This is a genomic window from Nocardiopsis protaetiae (assembly GCF_045446735.1).
GTDB classification, from domain to species: domain Bacteria; phylum Actinomycetota; class Actinomycetes; order Streptosporangiales; family Streptosporangiaceae; genus Nocardiopsis; species Nocardiopsis protaetiae.
Genome location: NZ_JBJJBV010000178.1, coordinates 1 through 14,299 on the forward strand (window position 1 = coordinate 1; position 14,299 = coordinate 14,299).

10 protein-coding genes are annotated in these 14,299 nt (G+C 73.3%); 5 read left to right on the forward strand and 5 right to left on the reverse strand.

From position 1 onward, the window contains the following. The 5 genes from ACJOT3_RS23695 to ACJOT3_RS23715 all read right to left on the reverse strand — a co-directional run. On the reverse strand, nt 1-1,318 hold a 1,318-nt coding region (locus ACJOT3_RS23695; protein WP_406975302.1), incomplete at its 3' end, for a family 20 glycosylhydrolase. Next, on the reverse strand, nt 1,302-2,144 hold the full coding sequence (locus tag ACJOT3_RS23700) for an ABC transporter ATP-binding protein (protein ID WP_406975303.1): 843 nt from the start codon (nt 2,142-2,144) through the stop codon (nt 1,302-1,304). The genes ACJOT3_RS23700 and ACJOT3_RS23695, both read right to left, overlap by 17 nt. A gap of 535 nt (nt 2,145-2,679) precedes the next feature. Next, entirely contained in the window at nt 2,680-4,446 is a 1,767-nt protein-coding gene (locus ACJOT3_RS23705; RefSeq protein WP_406975304.1) for a dipeptide/oligopeptide/nickel ABC transporter permease/ATP-binding protein, read from the reverse strand. Continuing rightward, the gene (locus ACJOT3_RS23710) at nt 4,443-5,384 is read right to left on the reverse strand and encodes an ABC transporter permease (RefSeq protein WP_406975305.1); all 942 of its coding nucleotides are present in this window, start codon (nt 5,382-5,384) and stop codon (nt 4,443-4,445) included. The genes ACJOT3_RS23705 and ACJOT3_RS23710 overlap by 4 nt, the downstream gene beginning before the upstream one ends. A gap of 3 nt (nt 5,385-5,387) precedes the next feature. Beyond that, on the reverse strand, nt 5,388-6,917 hold the full coding sequence (locus ACJOT3_RS23715; RefSeq protein WP_406975306.1) for an ABC transporter substrate-binding protein: 1,530 nt from the start codon (nt 6,915-6,917) through the stop codon (nt 5,388-5,390). Between the two features lie 236 nt (nt 6,918-7,153). Here ACJOT3_RS23715 and ACJOT3_RS23720 point away from each other — a divergent pair, with 236 nt between their 5' ends. From ACJOT3_RS23720 to dctA, 5 genes are all read left to right on the forward strand, one after another. Then, nucleotides 7,154-7,765 carry a TetR/AcrR family transcriptional regulator gene (locus tag ACJOT3_RS23720; RefSeq protein ID WP_406975307.1) on the forward strand — a complete coding sequence of 204 codons (612 nt, stop codon included), beginning with the start codon at nt 7,154-7,156 and terminating at the stop codon, nt 7,763-7,765. 20 nt (nt 7,766-7,785) lie between these two features. Beyond that, the gene (locus ACJOT3_RS23725) at nt 7,786-10,062 is read left to right on the forward strand and encodes a glycoside hydrolase family 3 C-terminal domain-containing protein (RefSeq protein WP_406975308.1); all 2,277 of its coding nucleotides are present in this window, start codon (nt 7,786-7,788) and stop codon (nt 10,060-10,062) included. Between the two features lie 20 nt (nt 10,063-10,082). Then, nucleotides 10,083-11,270: a glycoside hydrolase family 1 protein gene (locus ACJOT3_RS23730; RefSeq protein ID WP_406975309.1), complete on the forward strand. Its 1,188-nt coding sequence runs from the start codon at nt 10,083-10,085 to the stop codon at nt 11,268-11,270. A gap of 160 nt (nt 11,271-11,430) precedes the next feature. Next, nucleotides 11,431-12,396, forward strand: coding sequence for an arsenic resistance protein (locus ACJOT3_RS23735; RefSeq protein ID WP_406975310.1), 966 nt, complete (start codon nt 11,431-11,433; stop codon nt 12,394-12,396). 348 nt (nt 12,397-12,744) lie between these two features. Beyond that, nucleotides 12,745-14,256, forward strand: coding sequence for a C4-dicarboxylate transporter DctA (gene dctA / locus ACJOT3_RS23740; RefSeq protein WP_406975311.1), 1,512 nt, complete (start codon nt 12,745-12,747; stop codon nt 14,254-14,256). Nucleotides 14,257-14,299: the final 43 nt, after the last annotated feature.

A 14,299-nucleotide genomic window follows, 5' to 3' on the forward strand; every position in this document is an offset into this window, starting at 1 on the left:
CGCCCGGCGCGGCCGACCCCGGGTCCCAGTCGAAGGCGGCCTCCCGGGTGATCGGCGGGTAGGCGGGCAGGCCGAGACGGGCCCGCATCCCCTCCTGGTCGGCGGCGGCCGGTTCGGCGTAGGGGCGGTCGAGGTAGAGCACCGAGTTGGGCGAGACCAGCACCGGCGTCCCGGCGGCGATGCCCGCGGGCACGTCCCCCGGGGAGATCCGGAACGTCTCGGCGGCCCGGTCGACCAGGGCGTGGAACTCCTCGGGCACCTGTTCCTTGATGCTCTCGGGGTCGAACTCGTCGGGGGCGCCGATCCAGTACTGGAGGACGTCCCGACCGTCCATGACCCCGGCCCGGGCGGCCTCCTGCCAGGCCACCACCCGTTTGCCCGCCGCCCGGGCGCAGGCGTGGGTGTGGCGGGCGAACCGCACGTAGTCGTCGTGTTCCATGCCGAACGGCTCGTCCCCGCCGATGTGCAGGAACGGCCCCGGGCACAGCTCCGCGAACTCCCCGATGACGTCGCCAGCGAAGTCGCGGGCCACGGGCACGTCCGGGTGCAGGAACCGCACCCGCGGGTGGATCACCGGGAGGTCGCCCTGGAGTTCGGGGTAGGCGTCGAACGCGGCGCCGGTGTGCCCGGGCAGGTCCACCTCCGGCACCACGGTGACGCACCGCCGGGCGGCGTACTCCACCAGCTCCGCGAACTCGGCGCGGGTGTAGTGCGGCCCGCCCGCGGTGAGCCGGGGCCACGCCGCCGACTCCACCCGCCACCCCTCGCTGTCGGTGAGGTGCAGGTGCAGGACGCTGAACCGGTACAGGGCGAGCAGGTCGATGACCCGCCGCACCTCGTCGGCGGTGAAGAAGTGCCGCACCACGTCCAGGGACAGCCCCCGCCAGGCGTACCGGGGCCCGTCGGCGAGGGTGCCGCCGGGCGCGCGCACGTCCCGGTCGGCGTGCAGGAGCTGGGCGAGGGCGGTGAGCGCCCGGAACGCGGCCTCGTCGGAGGCCGCGGTCACCCGCACCCCGCCGGGGGCGATGTCCACGCGGTGCCGCTCGTCGGCGGGTGCGGGCCGGGGGTCGGTCCCGGCGGCCGGGGGCACCTCTGCGACCTCGCCACGGACCACGTGCACGTCGCCGCCCGCGGCGACCTCCTCCACCCGGACGCCGTGCAGCCGCAGGGCGAGGTCGGCGAACCAGGCGGCGGCGTCGGCGGGCGCCCCGGACAGGGTGATCCGGCGGCCCTCCCCGATCCGCACGGGCGGGCCGGTGGGTGCGGTGACCGGTGCGGGGACGGGGCCGCCGACCGGGTGTTCAGGAAGCGGGGACACGGAATCGCCTCTCGTATTCGGCGCGACGCTCGCGCTGCCGTTCGGGGTCGGTGACCGGGGCGGACAGCAGCAGCCGCTGGGTGTAGGGGTGTTCGGGTGTGCGGGTGACCTGCTCGGCGGGGCCGGTCTCCACCAGCTCGCCGCGGTGGATCACCGTCACCCGGTGGCTGAGCGCGCGCACCACCGACAGGTCGTGCGACACGAACAGGTAGGAGACGCCGGTGCGTTCCTGGATGTCCAACAGCAGGTCCATGACGGTGCGCTGGGTGGTGAGGTCCAGGGCGGACACCGGTTCGTCGCAGACGATCAGCCGGGGTTCGATGGCCAGGGCGCGGGCGATGGCCACCCGCTGCCGCTGGCCGCCGGAGAACTCGCGGGGCAGGCGGTGTGCGGCGTCGGCGGGCAGCGCCACCCGGTCGAGCAGGTCGGCGACCCGCTCCCGGGCCCGCCGGGCGGGTGTCCCCTGGGCGATGAGGGGTTCGGCGAGGGTGTCGCCGATGAGCAGGGACGGGTTGAGCGAGGTGTAGGGGTCCTGGAAGACCACCTGGATCTCCCGGCTCAGGGCGCGTCGCCGCCGCCAGCCGGCGTGTTCGATCCGCTCCCCGGCGAACGTGATGGTGCCGCCCGCCACGGGGACCAGTCCCAGCACCGCCCGGCCTATGGTGGACTTACCCGAACCGGACTCCCCCACCAGGCCGAGGGTCTCCCCGGGCCGGATGTCCAGCGACACCCCCTTGAGGACCTCGGTGCGCGCCGCCCGCCGCGTCCACCCGGGGAAGGACACCCGCAGATCGCGCACCTCCAGCAGGGCTTCGTGGTCGGTCATGTGTCCGTCTCCCGTCCGTCGTGACCGTCGTGACCGGTGTGCTCGCTGTGGCCGGTGGGGCCGGTGAGGCCGATGCACCGCCGTGCAGCACCCGGGCCAGAGCCGTGCCCGGGACCCTCTCGCCACGCCCGTGGCGCACAGCCGCGGTGATCACCGCTGTGGCCGGTGTGCCGCCGTGCAACACCCGGGCCGGGGCCGGGTGTCCCGGGCTGCTGCGCCCGGGGCGCACACCTGCGGTGGCCGCGGCTGTGACCGGTGTGCTCGCTGTGGCCGGTGGACCGCTGTACGACACCCGTACCAGGGCCGTGTCCGGCGGCTCCTTGCCACCCCCGCGGCACACACCCGCGGCCACCGCTGGGGCCGGTGGGGCCGGTGTGCCGCCGTACGACGCCCGGGCCGGGGTCGGGCGTGCCGGGTTGCCACTCCCCCAGCGGACACCTGTGGCAGCAGCCGATCTGACCGGTGGGGCCGGTGTACCGCCGTACAGGGTCGGGGTCGGACGTGGCGGGCCGGGGTGCCCGTAGTGCGGGGGCGGTCATCGGGCCTCCGGGGTCCAGGGGGTGCGGGGTGGGGCGTCGTCGGGGACCGCGGCGAGGAGGCGGCGGGTGTAGGGGTGCTCCGGGCGGGTGAGGAGGTCGGCGGCGGTGCCGGTCTCGACGATGCGGCCGCCGCTCATGACGGCGACCCGGTCGCACAGGTCGGCGACCACGCCGAGGTCGTGGGTGACCAGCAGGACGCCCAGACCGCGTTCGGCCTGGAGGCGGCGGAGCAGCGCCAGGACCTCGGCCTGGACGGTGACGTCCAGGGCGGTGGTGGGTTCGTCGGCGATGAGCAGGGCGGGGTCGAGCGAGATCGCCCCGGCGATGAGGACCCGCTGGGCCATGCCGCCGGAGATCTGGTGCGGGTAGGCGGACACGACCCGTTCCGGGTCGGGGATCTCCACCTGGCGCAGCAGTTCCAGGGCCCGGTCCCGGGCCTGGGCCCGGGTGAGGCCGCCGCGGACCCGCAGGGGTTCGGTGAGGTGGTCGCCGACGGTGAACGCGGGGTCGAGGTTGCTCATCGGCTCCTGCGGGATGTAGCCGACGGTGGCGCCGCGCAGGCCCCGCAGGGTGCGCTCGTTCGCCCCGACGGCCTCGGTGCCGTCGATGAGGATGCTGCCGCGGGCGACGCGGCCGCCAACGGGCAGCAGGCCCAGGACCGAGAACGCGGTCTGGGACTTGCCGGAGCCGGATTCTCCGACCAGGCCGAGGATCTCGCCGCGGCGCACGTCGAGGTCGACCCCGTGGACGACCTCGGTGGCGGAGCCGTCGGCGCGGGTGTAGGCGACCGCGAGGTCGCGCACCGACAGCAGGTCGGCGCGCTCGCCGGCGGTCTCCAGGGTGGTGGGCGCGTCGGCGGCCCGGCGGGAGCGGCGCCCGGTGGCGGGGGCGACGCCGCGGTCCTCCAGAACGTCGCGCATCGCCCCGGCCAGCAGGACCAGCGCGGCGCTGGTGAGCCCGAGCGCCAGGCCGGGCCACAGCATGAACAGCGGCGCCCGCTGGATGTTGGTGAACGCCTCGTTGAGCATCGCGCCCCAGGTGGGCAGCGAGCCGCTGCCGATGCCCAGGAACTCCAGGCCCGCCTGGAGTCCGATGGCCATCCCGGCGACCAGCGAGGTCTGGATGATGATGGGCGCGCGCACGACCACCAGCACGTGGCGGGCGATGATGCGCAGGTCGCCGAGCCCGGACACCCGGGCGGCGTCCACGTACAGCTCCCCGCGGACCCCGGCGACGACGCCGCGCACCAGGCGGTAGAAGGAGGGTGAGACGAGCACGCCGAGCACGATCATGAGCACCCACACGGTGGGGCCCAGGACGGCGCGGGAGGCGAGCAGGACGACCATGGCGGGCAGCGCCATGACCAGGTTGACGACCCACCCGGAGGCGGTGTCGAACCATCCGCCGTGGTATCCGGCGGCCAGGCCCGCGGGCACCCCGACGGCCAGGGCGACGGCGACGGCCAGCAGCGCCCCGCCCAGGGTGTTGCGCCCGCCGTACAGCAGGCGCGCCCACACGTCCCGGCCCGCGGAGTCGAAGCCGAGCAGGTGCCCGTCGCCGGGCGGGCCGAACGCGTCGCGCAGGTTCGCGGCGTCGGGGTCGTGCGGGGTCACCCAGGGGGCGAACAGCACCAGGCCCGCGATCACCAGCAGGACCAGGCAGGACAGGACGGCCTGGGGGTCGGTGAGGAACCGCCGCACCACGCCGGAGCGCCGCGGGGGCGCGGGAACGGCGGCCGCCGCGGGGGTGTTCTGCTCGGTCACGTGAGCCTCGCCTTCGGGTCGAGCCAGCCGACGAGGACGTCCACGAGGAGGTTGATGACGACGACACCGATCACCGTCATCATCACCAGGCCCATGATCACGGGGACGTCGCCGCGGGTCGTGTACTGGACGGTCATGGCGCCGATGCCGGGCAGGCCGAAGATCTGCTCGACCAGGACGGCGCCGCCGAGCAGGCCGACGAACTGCAGGCCCAGCACGGTGAGCGCGGGGGTGGCGGCGCTGCGGAGCACGTGCCGGAACACCACCCGCCCGGAGGGCAGCCCGCGGGCGCGCAGGGTGCGCACGTGGTCGCGGCCCAGCACCTCGATCACCGAGCTGCGGACCTGCTGGGAGACCCCGGCGACGGAGGCGATGGACAGGGACAGGACCGGCAGGGTGACGGTGCTCAGCCAGCCGCTCACGGATCTGCTCAGCGGGATGTAGCCGATGGCGGGGAACCAGCGCAGCTGCACCGCGAACACCAGCACGATCACGAGGGTGACCAGGAATCCGGGCAGGGCGTAGCCGACCACGCCGACGACCTGCACGATCCGGTCGACGAACCCGCGGCGCACGCCGGCCCACACGCCCAGGCCGAAGGAGGCGACGGCGGTCACCAGGGTCACGCCCACCATGAGGCTGAGGGTGACGGGGAGCCGGTTGCCGATGGCCCGGGAGACGTCCTCGCCGGTGAACCAGGAGGTCCCCAGGTCGCCGCGGACGGCGGACAGCAGCCAGTCGAGGTAGCGGACGACGACCGGCCGGTCCAGGCCGAGGGCGGTGTTGCGGGCGTCGACCAGCTCCTGGTCGGCGCCGGGCCCCAGGAGCTGGCGCCCGACGTCGAGGTCGGGGATCGACAGCAGGGTGAAGGAGAGGGCGGAGACCACGAGCAGGAGCAGCAGCGCCGATCCCGCCCTCCTCAGGACGAAGAACGCCATGGGTCAGTCGACGGGGGTGTAGTTGTACAGGGACGGCACGGCCATGCCCGACTGGGGTTCGACGGCGACGGTGCCGTCGGTGACGTGCAGGTACTGCATCCGGTAGAAGGGCACGAACCAGGCCTGCTCGACCAGGTGCCGGTTGAGTTCCCGGGCGGCCTCGTCGCCCTCGCCCGCGGGCGAGTTCTGGAGTTCGGCGGTCAGCTCCTGCACGGCCTCGTCGGTGTTGCCGCGGTGGTTGAACGTGCCGGGCAGCACGAGTTCGGCGACGGTGATCCAGTCCTCGGCGGGCTGGGCGTTGTTCATGACCATGCCGGGGAAGGCCTGGTCGACGAAGATCCGCGACAGGGCGTTGCCCTGTTCGAGGTCCTCCCAGGCCAGGTCGATGCCGACGGCGGCCAGGTCGGTCTTGATGCTGGCGGCCATGGCGTCGGGGACGATGGCGCCGATCCGGGGCAGGGTGAGGGAGAACCCGTCGGGGTACCCGGCCTCCTCCAGCAGTTCCCGCGCCCGGTCCGGGTCGTAGGGGTAGCGGGAGTCGAGTTCGGGGTCGTAGGCGGCCGTCTCGGTGCCGAAGACCTGGTCGGTGATCTCGCCCTGCCCGCCGCGCAGCTGTTCGAGCATGGTCGCGCGGTCCAGGGCGTGGGCGACGGCCTGGCGCACCTTCGGCTCGGCCAGTTCGGGGACCAGGGCGCCGTCCCGGTCGAAGAGGATGATCCCCTGGTAGTCGATGCTCTGCGGGAGGGTCTCCAGGGCCGCGTCTTCGCTCACGACCTGCTGCTGGTCGGCGGTCTGGACGAGGGCGGCGTTGATCTGGCCGGTGCGCAGCCCGTTGACGATGGCGGTCTCGTTGTCGAAGTACCCGATCGAGATCTCGTCGTAGGGCGGTTCCTCGCCCCAGTAGTCGTCGGCGCGGGTGAAGACCCACGTGGTGCCGACGGCGGTGCGCCCGGTGTCCAGCTCGTAGGGGCCGGTCCCGGCCGGGTCGGTGCCCAGGCCCTCCCCGTCGAACGCGGCCGGGTCGGCCATCAGCCCGGCGGCGTCGCTGAGGTAGAAGAGCATCGCCGGGTTGGGCTGGGACAGGTGCAGGACGACGTGGGTCGCGTCGACCACCTCGACCTCCTCCAGGGAGGCCATCGTCGCCGCCTGGCCGCCCCCGGCGTCGCGGAACCGCTCCAGGTTGGCCTTGACCGCCTCGCCGTCGAACGGGGTGCCGCCGTCGAAGGCGACGTCCTCGCGCAGGGTCAGGCTCAGCTCGGTGAGCGTGTCGTCGTAGGACCACTCGGTCGCCAGCATCGGCGTGTAGGAGCCGTCCGGCTCGCGTTTGACCAGCGTGTCGTAGACGGCCTGGAAGTAGGGCAGCGCCGACCCCATGGCCTCGGCGGGGTCGAGGCTCTGCGGGAACGTCATGGTCGCGATGGACAGGGTCGAGGTATCGGGGTCGCCCCCGTCCCCGCCGGCGCAGCCGGTGAGCAGGAGCGTCGTCGCGCCGACCGCGGCGACGGCCGTGGTGAGGCCGGTTCTTTTCTGCATGTGTCACTCCGTGGGGGAGGTCCGGGGCGGGTGCACCCGAAGGCAAGCAAGAGAGGCAGATCACAAACTAACCATGTGGTAGGTTTTGTGACGCACACCGTACACCACTCGGGAGCGGATCAGAAAGGGCCTTCGATCAGCGAGAACACGGGCACCGGAGCCGTAACCTCTTAGCCATCGCACATCCGGTCCCCGACGGGGACCGGGGGACAACGCAGCGCGAGGAGAGAACCCCGGTGACCGAGCAGACCCCCGAACACCCCCGCCTGACCAAGGGTGAACGCACCCGGCAGCGCATCATCGACGCCGCTTTCGAGCTCTTCTCCCGATCGGGGTACCGGGCGGTGTCGCTGCGCGACATCGCCGCCCACGCCGGACTCACCCACGCGGGGGTCCTGCACCACTTCCCCAGCAAGGAGGCCACCCTCATCGACGTCCTGACCAGGCGCGACCAGGTCGACGCGCCCCTGGTGCTCGACCCGGGACTGGACTCCGCCGAGCTGATCGAGAACCTCGTCGGCATCATCGAGCGCAACTCCCGGATCCCCGGCCTGGTCTCCCTCTACGCCAAGCTCTCCGCCGAGGCCACCGACCCCGACCACCCGGCGAACTTCTACTTCACCCGCCGCTACGAGATCCTGCGCGAGCGCCTGGCCTCGGCGTTCACCGTCCTGCTCGCGGACCGTCCCGGGGTGTCCCCGGAGACGGCCGCCGTCCAGCTCCTCGCCCTCCTGGACGGCCTCCAGGTCCAGTGGCTGCTGGCCCCCGAATCCGTCGACATGCGCGCCTCAGCCCTGGACTACCTGCGTCTCCTGGGCGTCGCCGTCGAGGAGACCGACGACACCTGACCCTCACCCGAAAGGCCCCCATGAACGCCACCCCTCCCCCGACCCCGGTTCCCCCGAGCCCCCCGGCCCCACCGACCTCCCTGCCCCTCGCCGCCAAGGCGTCGGCCACCTCCGGTTCCGACACCTGGCACACCACCGCCGTCGACGGTGTCCTGCGCTCGCTGCACCTGTCCGACGGCCCGCACGGCCTGCGCGTCCAGCCCGAGGAGGGCGACCACCTCGGCATCGGGCACAGCCTCCCGGCCACCTGCTTCCCGCCCGCCGTCGCCCTGGGCGCCACCTGGAACCCCGCCCTGGTGCACCGGGTCGGGTCGGCCCTGGGCGCCGAGGCGTCCGCCGCGGGCGTGGACGTCGTCCTGGGCCCGGGCATGAACATCAAGCGGTCCCCGCTGTGCGGGCGCAACTTCGAGTACGTCTCGGAGGACCCGCACGTGACCGCGCGGATCGCCGCCGCCCTGGTGGAGGGCCTGCAATCGCAGGGGGTCGGCGCGTGCGTCAAGCACTTCGCCGTCAACAACCAGGAGACCGACCGGATGCGGGTGAGCGCCGAGGTGGACGAGCGCACCCTGCGCGAGATCTACCTCCCGGCGTTCGAGGAGGTCATCCGGACCACCGAGCCCGCCATGGTGATGTGCTCCTACAACCGGGTCAACGGCGTGCACGCGAGCCGGGACCCGTGGCTGCTCACCGACCTGCTGCGCGGCGAGTGGGGGTACGAGGGCGCCGTGGTCTCCGACTGGGGCGCGGTCGTGGACCGGGTGGACTCGGTCCGCGCCGGGCTGGACCTGGAGATGCCGCCCAGCGGCACGGACGCCGAGATCGCCGCGGCCGTCGAACGCGGCGACCTGGACGAGTCCGTCCTGGACACGGTCGTGGAGCGGCTGCGCCGCCTCCAGGAGCGCGTGTCCACCGACACCTCCCGCTCCCCCGGGCACGAGGCGCACGACGCCCTGGCCCGGGAGGCGGCGCGCGAGGCGCTGGTGCTGCTCAAGAACGAGCGCGGCGCGCTGCCGCTGGACCGGGAGCGCCCGGTGGCGGTCATCGGCGAGTTCGCCCGCTCGCCGCGCTACCAGGGCGGCGGCTCCTCCCACGTGGTGCCCACCCGGGTGCACTCGGCGCTGGACGCGCTGAACGCGGCCATGCCCGGCCGGGTGGCGTTCGCCCCGGGGTTCACGCTGGACGGCGCCCCCGCCCCGGCCCTGGTCGAGGAGGCGGTGGCGGCGGCCCGCGCCGCCGGGACGGCCGTGCTGTTCCTGGGCCTGCCCGACGCCGCCGAGTCCGAGGGCTACGACCGCGACCACATCGACCTGCCCGCCGACCAGACCGCCCTGCTGGCGCGGGTCCGCGAGGCGGCCGAGCGCGTGGTGGTCGTGCTGTCCAACGGCGGTGTGGTGGCGACCTCCCCCTGGGAGGACGACGCCGACGCGGTCCTGGAGGGGTGGCTGCTGGGCCAGGCCGGCGGCGCGGCCACGGCCGACGTCCTGACCGGCGTGGTCTCCCCCTCCGGGCGGCTCACCGAGACCATCCCGCTGCGGCTCTCCGACCACGGCTCGTACCTGCACTTCCCCGGCGGGCAGGGCACCTGCTCCTACGGCGAGGGCGTGTACGTCGGGTACCGGTACTTCGACACCCTGGACCGGCCGGTGGCCCACCCCTTCGGGCACGGCCTCACCTACACCGAGTTCGCCTACTCCGGCCTGGAGGTCACCGCGACCGGTGAGAACTCCTGGACGGTGGCGTTCACCGTCACCAACACCGGGGACCGGGCCGCCGCCGAGGTCGCCCAGCTCTACACCGGGGTCGTGCGGGACCGCCCGGACCGGCCCCGCCGCGAGCTGCGCGGGTTCGCCAAGGTGTTCCTGGAGCCCGGGGAGGCCGAGCGGGTCGAGCTGGCGCTGACCGGCCGCGACCTGAGCACCTGGGACGCCGGACACCACCGCTGGTCCCTGGCCGCCGGGACGTACACGGTCGAGGTCGGCGCGTCCTCGCGCGACATCCGCCTCACCGGGGAGGTCGAGAGCCCCGGAGACCGGTTCCTGCCGCCGCTGACCGGCCGCTCCACCATCGCCGAGTGGCGGGCGCACCCGATCGCCGGCCCGGTCGTCGCCGAGCTCATGGACGGCGTCCCCGAGCTCCGGGAGGTCCCCGAGGAACTGCTGCGGATGGCCGCCCAGGTCCCGCTCATCACCCTGCGCACCTTCGGGATGGGGGTCACCGCCGAGGTGGTCGACCTGCTGGTCGCCGACATCGAGGGCAGGAGAAAGGCCGCGATCGAACGCGGCGGGTACACGGGCTGACGGGCCGGGAGGAGACACCGATGACGACGACCCCCGAGGGTTTCCTGTGGGGTGCGGCGACCGCGCCGCACCAGGTCGAGGGCGGCAACGTCGCCAGCGACATCTGGGCGCTGGAGCACGCGCCCGACTCACCGTTGAAGGAGCTCAGCGGCGACGCCTGCGACTCCTACCACCGGTGGCGCGAGGACCTGGACATCGTGCGCGACCTGGGCCTGAACACCTACCGCTTCGGCGTGGAGTGGTCCCGGATCGAGCCCGCTCCCGGCGAGTTCTCCGCGGCCGCGCTCGCCCACTACCGGCGGATGATCGAGGGCTGCCTGGAGCGGGGGCTGACCCCCGTGGTGACCCTGCACCACTTCACGTCGCCGCTGTGGTTCTCCGCCGGGGGCGGGTGGACCGGGCCGCAGGGCATCGACCTGTTCCGCCGGTACGTGCGCCGGGTGCTGCCGATCCTGGACGGTGTGCCGTGGGTGTGCACGATCAACGAGCCGAACATGGTCGCGATGATCTCCGGGCTGCGCCGCACCTCCGAGGACCGGGAGGAGCGCCGCGAGCTGGTGGCCGGGGCGATGCCCCCGCCGGACGCCGAGGTCTCCCGGGCCCTGGTCGCCGCCCACCATGCCGCCCGCGAGGAGCTGTCGGCGCTGCCGGGGCTGCGCAGCGGGTGGACGGTGGCCAACCAGAACTTCCAGGCGGTCGACGGGGCCGAGGACCTGGCGCGGGAGTGGGCGTACTCGCGCGAGGACCTCTTCCTGGACGCGGCGCGCGAGGACGACTTCGTCGGCGTGCAGGCCTACACCCGGGTGGTCATCGGCCCCGACGGCCCGGTGGACCCGGCGCCGGACGCCCGCCGCACCCTCACCGGGTGGGAGTTCCACCCGCGGGCGCTGGAGGGCGCGATCCGGCACACCGCCGAACGCACCGGCGGGGTCCCGGTCCTGGTCACGGAGAACGGCATCGCCACCGCCTCCGACGAGGAGCGGATCGAGTACACCCGGGGCGCGCTGGCCGGGCTGGGCCGGGCCCTGGCCGACGGGGTGGACGTGCGCGGCTACCTGCACTGGTCACTGCTGGACAACTACGAGTGGGGTTCCTGGAGGCCCACGTTCGGGCTGGTGGCGGTGGACCGGGAGACCTTCGCGCGCACGGTCAAGCCGAGCGCGCGGTGGTACGGGGAGCTGGCCCGCAGCGGCGCGCTGCCGACCTGAGCCCGGGGTGCGGTCCGGGTCGTGACCGGGTCCCGGGTTCCGGCCCGGGCCCGGACCGCACCCGGCCGGGTGGGACGCCCCACGGCGTCCCGCCCGGCCCCGGCCCCGCCCCGCGCACTACCGTTGAGGTGCCCGTTCCCCACCGCCGGAAGGCCGCCGCGTGTCCGCGTCCGAGAAGTTCCAGAGCCTGTTCGTGGCCGCGGCCGCCCTGCTGGGGCTGGGCCTGGGGCTGCTGCTCCCGATCGCCGACGCCGCCGGGCACCTGGTGCTGCCCGCGCTGGTGCTCATGCTCGCCGCGGTGTTCGTGCAGGTGGACGCCGCCCAGGTGGCCGAGGTCCGGTCGGCCCGGGCCGTCGTCGCGGCGAGCCTGGTGCTGAACTTCGTCCTCACCCCGCTGCTGGCCTGGGGGCTGGGCGCGGGCCTGCTGGGCGATGCCCCAGACCTGCGGATCGGCCTGTTGCTGCTGCTCGTGACCCCCTGCACCGACTGGTACCTGGTGTTCACCCGCCTGGGCCGCGGGCACATGGGGGTGGCGGCGGCGCTGCTGCCGGTGAACCTGGTGCTCCAGTTGCTGCTGCTGCCGGTGTACGTGCTGCTGCTGGGCGGCGAGGCCGCGATGGTGGACGGCGGGACACTGGTGGAGTCGGTGCTGCTGGTGCTGGTGGTGCCGCTGGCGGCGGCGGTGCTCGCCCGGTGGGCCGCGGCCCGGTTCAAGGGAGCGGAGTGGCGGGACCGGGTGCTGGTGGACCGGGCCGCGGCGGCGGTGCTGCCGCTGCTGTACCTGGCGGTGGCGGCCATGTTCGCCTGGCAGGCCCGCACGGTGCTCGCCCACGCGGGAGAGCTGGCGGCGCTGGTGCCGCCGCTGCTGGTCTTCTTCGTCGCGGCCCCGCTGCTGGCGCTGGGCGCGGCGCGGCTGCTGCGGCTGCCCGGCGACCAGCGGGTGGCGCTGACCATGACCTCGGTGGCGCGCAACTCCCCGATCGCGCTGGCGATCGCCGTGGCGGCGTTCCCGGACCGGCCGCTCATCGCGGTCGCCCTGGTGGCCGGGCCGCTGCTGGAGCTGCCGGTGCTGGCCCTGCTCACCCGGCTGGTCCGGGTCCGCGAGGGCGACCCGGCGCGGTCCTGAACCCTGCGTACTCCTCAACCCCGCGCACTCTTGAACCCTGTGCGGCCCTGAACCCGGCGCCCGGCCTACCACGCGGACGGGTGCGGGAGGGAGATGGCGAAGGGGGTGACGATGCCCACCGGGGCGCGCTCACCGGCACGCAACGTCGTCGCACCCGCGCGCCACCTCACTGTCCGTGACGAACGGCGTCCCATGTTCACGCTGTGTCGATAAGGGCGACATAAGCGGGCACGATGGGTGAGCAAATGTCAGGTAAATCTTAAGTTTCCGCGTGAAGTTCGACTGTTACCCGCCTCTCAGTGAGAGTTCCTGTGACCAGCCGCACAAAAACTTTCAGAGGAGGGGGCCATGTCGATCTTCGGACGTGCCGCCACCGCGGGCAAGGGAGCCGTCTCTGGCCCCGTCCCCGTCAAGAAGCCCATCTACCGCCACCTGTACTTCTGGGTGCTCATCGGTATCGCGCTCGGCATCATCGTCGGCCTGGCCTTCCCCCAGCAGGCGGCCGGCATGCGCTGGCTCGCCGACCTGTTCATCGCCCTCGTCAAGGTCGTCATCGCCCCCACGATCTTCTGTACCGTCGCCGTCGGCATCGCCGGCATGGGCAACCTGGCCAAGGCCGGCGGCCTGGCGATGCGCACCATGGTGTACTTCACCGTCACCACGGTCATCGCCCTGGCCCTGGGCCTGATCACCGTCAACATCATGCAGCCCGGCGTCGGGCTCAACATGTCCTTCGACGAGGCCGACGCCGCCGAGACCATCGCCAAGGTCGAGGCGACCGAGGGCGGCATCGCCGGCTTCCTCCGCGCGATCGTCCCGGACTCCTTCATGTCCGCCTTCGTCGACGGCCAGCTGCTCCAGGTCCTGCTGCTGGCGATCCTGGTGGCCTGCGCGCTCACCATGCTCGGCAAGCGCGGCGAGCCCGCCATCCGCGCCCTGGACACGATGTCGCACATCATGTTCGGCGTCATCAAGATCGTCATGTACACCGCACCCATCGGCGCCTTCGGCGGCATGGCCTTCACCATCGGCGAGCACGGCAGCAAGGTGCTGGGCAGCCTCGCCTACTTCATGCTCAGCTTCTACATCACCTGCGTGATCTTCATCGTGGTGGTCCTGGGCGTCATCTCGCGCATGGCGGGCTTCAGCCTGTTCAAGGTGATCCGCCTGATCCGCGACGAGCTCCTCATCGTCCTGGGCACCTCCTCCAGCGAGTCCGTCCTGCCGCGCATGATGGTCAAGATGGAGGCCTCGGGCGTGAAGAAGTCGACGGTGGGCCTCACCATCCCCACCGGGTACTCCTTCAACCTCGACGGCACCGCGATCTACATGGCGATGGGCGCGATCTTCATCGCCCAGGCCACCGGCTCGGACGTCTCGATCTGGACCCAGATCGGCCTGCTGCTGTTCATGGTGATCTCCAGCAACGGCGCCGCGGGCGTCAGCGGCGCCGGCCTGGTCACCCTGGCCGCCTCGCTGGCCGCGTTCGGCGACGTCATCCCGCTGGCCGGGATCGCGCTCATCGTCGGCATCGACCGGTTCATGTCCGAGGCCCGCGCCCTGACCAACCTGACCGGCAACGCGGTCGGCACCCTGGTGATGGGGCGCTGGACCGGGACCCTGGACCGCGAGCGGCTGCGCGAGGTCCTGGACCGGCCCAACACCATCGACATGGACGCCCTCATGAAGTACGACGGCGAGGACGCCGACAAGGAGCGCCAGGAGGGCGGCACCGAGTCCGCGGGCGAGACCGAGGCCGCCCCGGCCGCGGTCGCCGCCAACGGCTCCGCCGCACCGGCCTCCTCCGACGGCGACGCGGACCCGGACGAGGACCGCTCCCCGGTGGGCTCCCGCAACTGACCCGCGCGCGGTCCGGCTCACTCCCGGCTCACGGACCGCGCCC

Coding starts and splice junctions, on each gene's coding strand:
- dctA (WP_406975311.1), top strand. CDS start 12,745: ATGTCGATCTTCGGACGTGCCGCCACCGCGGGCAAGGGAGCCGTCTCT.
- ACJOT3_RS23730 (WP_406975309.1), top strand. CDS start 10,083: ATGACGACGACCCCCGAGGGTTTCCTGTGGGGTGCGGCGACCGCGCCG.
- ACJOT3_RS23725 (WP_406975308.1), top strand. CDS start 7,786: ATGAACGCCACCCCTCCCCCGACCCCGGTTCCCCCGAGCCCCCCGGCC.
- ACJOT3_RS23715 (WP_406975306.1), bottom strand. CDS start 6,917: ATGCAGAAAAGAACCGGCCTCACCACGGCCGTCGCCGCGGTCGGCGCG.
- ACJOT3_RS23700 (WP_406975303.1), bottom strand. CDS start 2,144: ATGACCGACCACGAAGCCCTGCTGGAGGTGCGCGATCTGCGGGTGTCC.
- ACJOT3_RS23710 (WP_406975305.1), bottom strand. CDS start 5,384: ATGGCGTTCTTCGTCCTGAGGAGGGCGGGATCGGCGCTGCTGCTCCTG.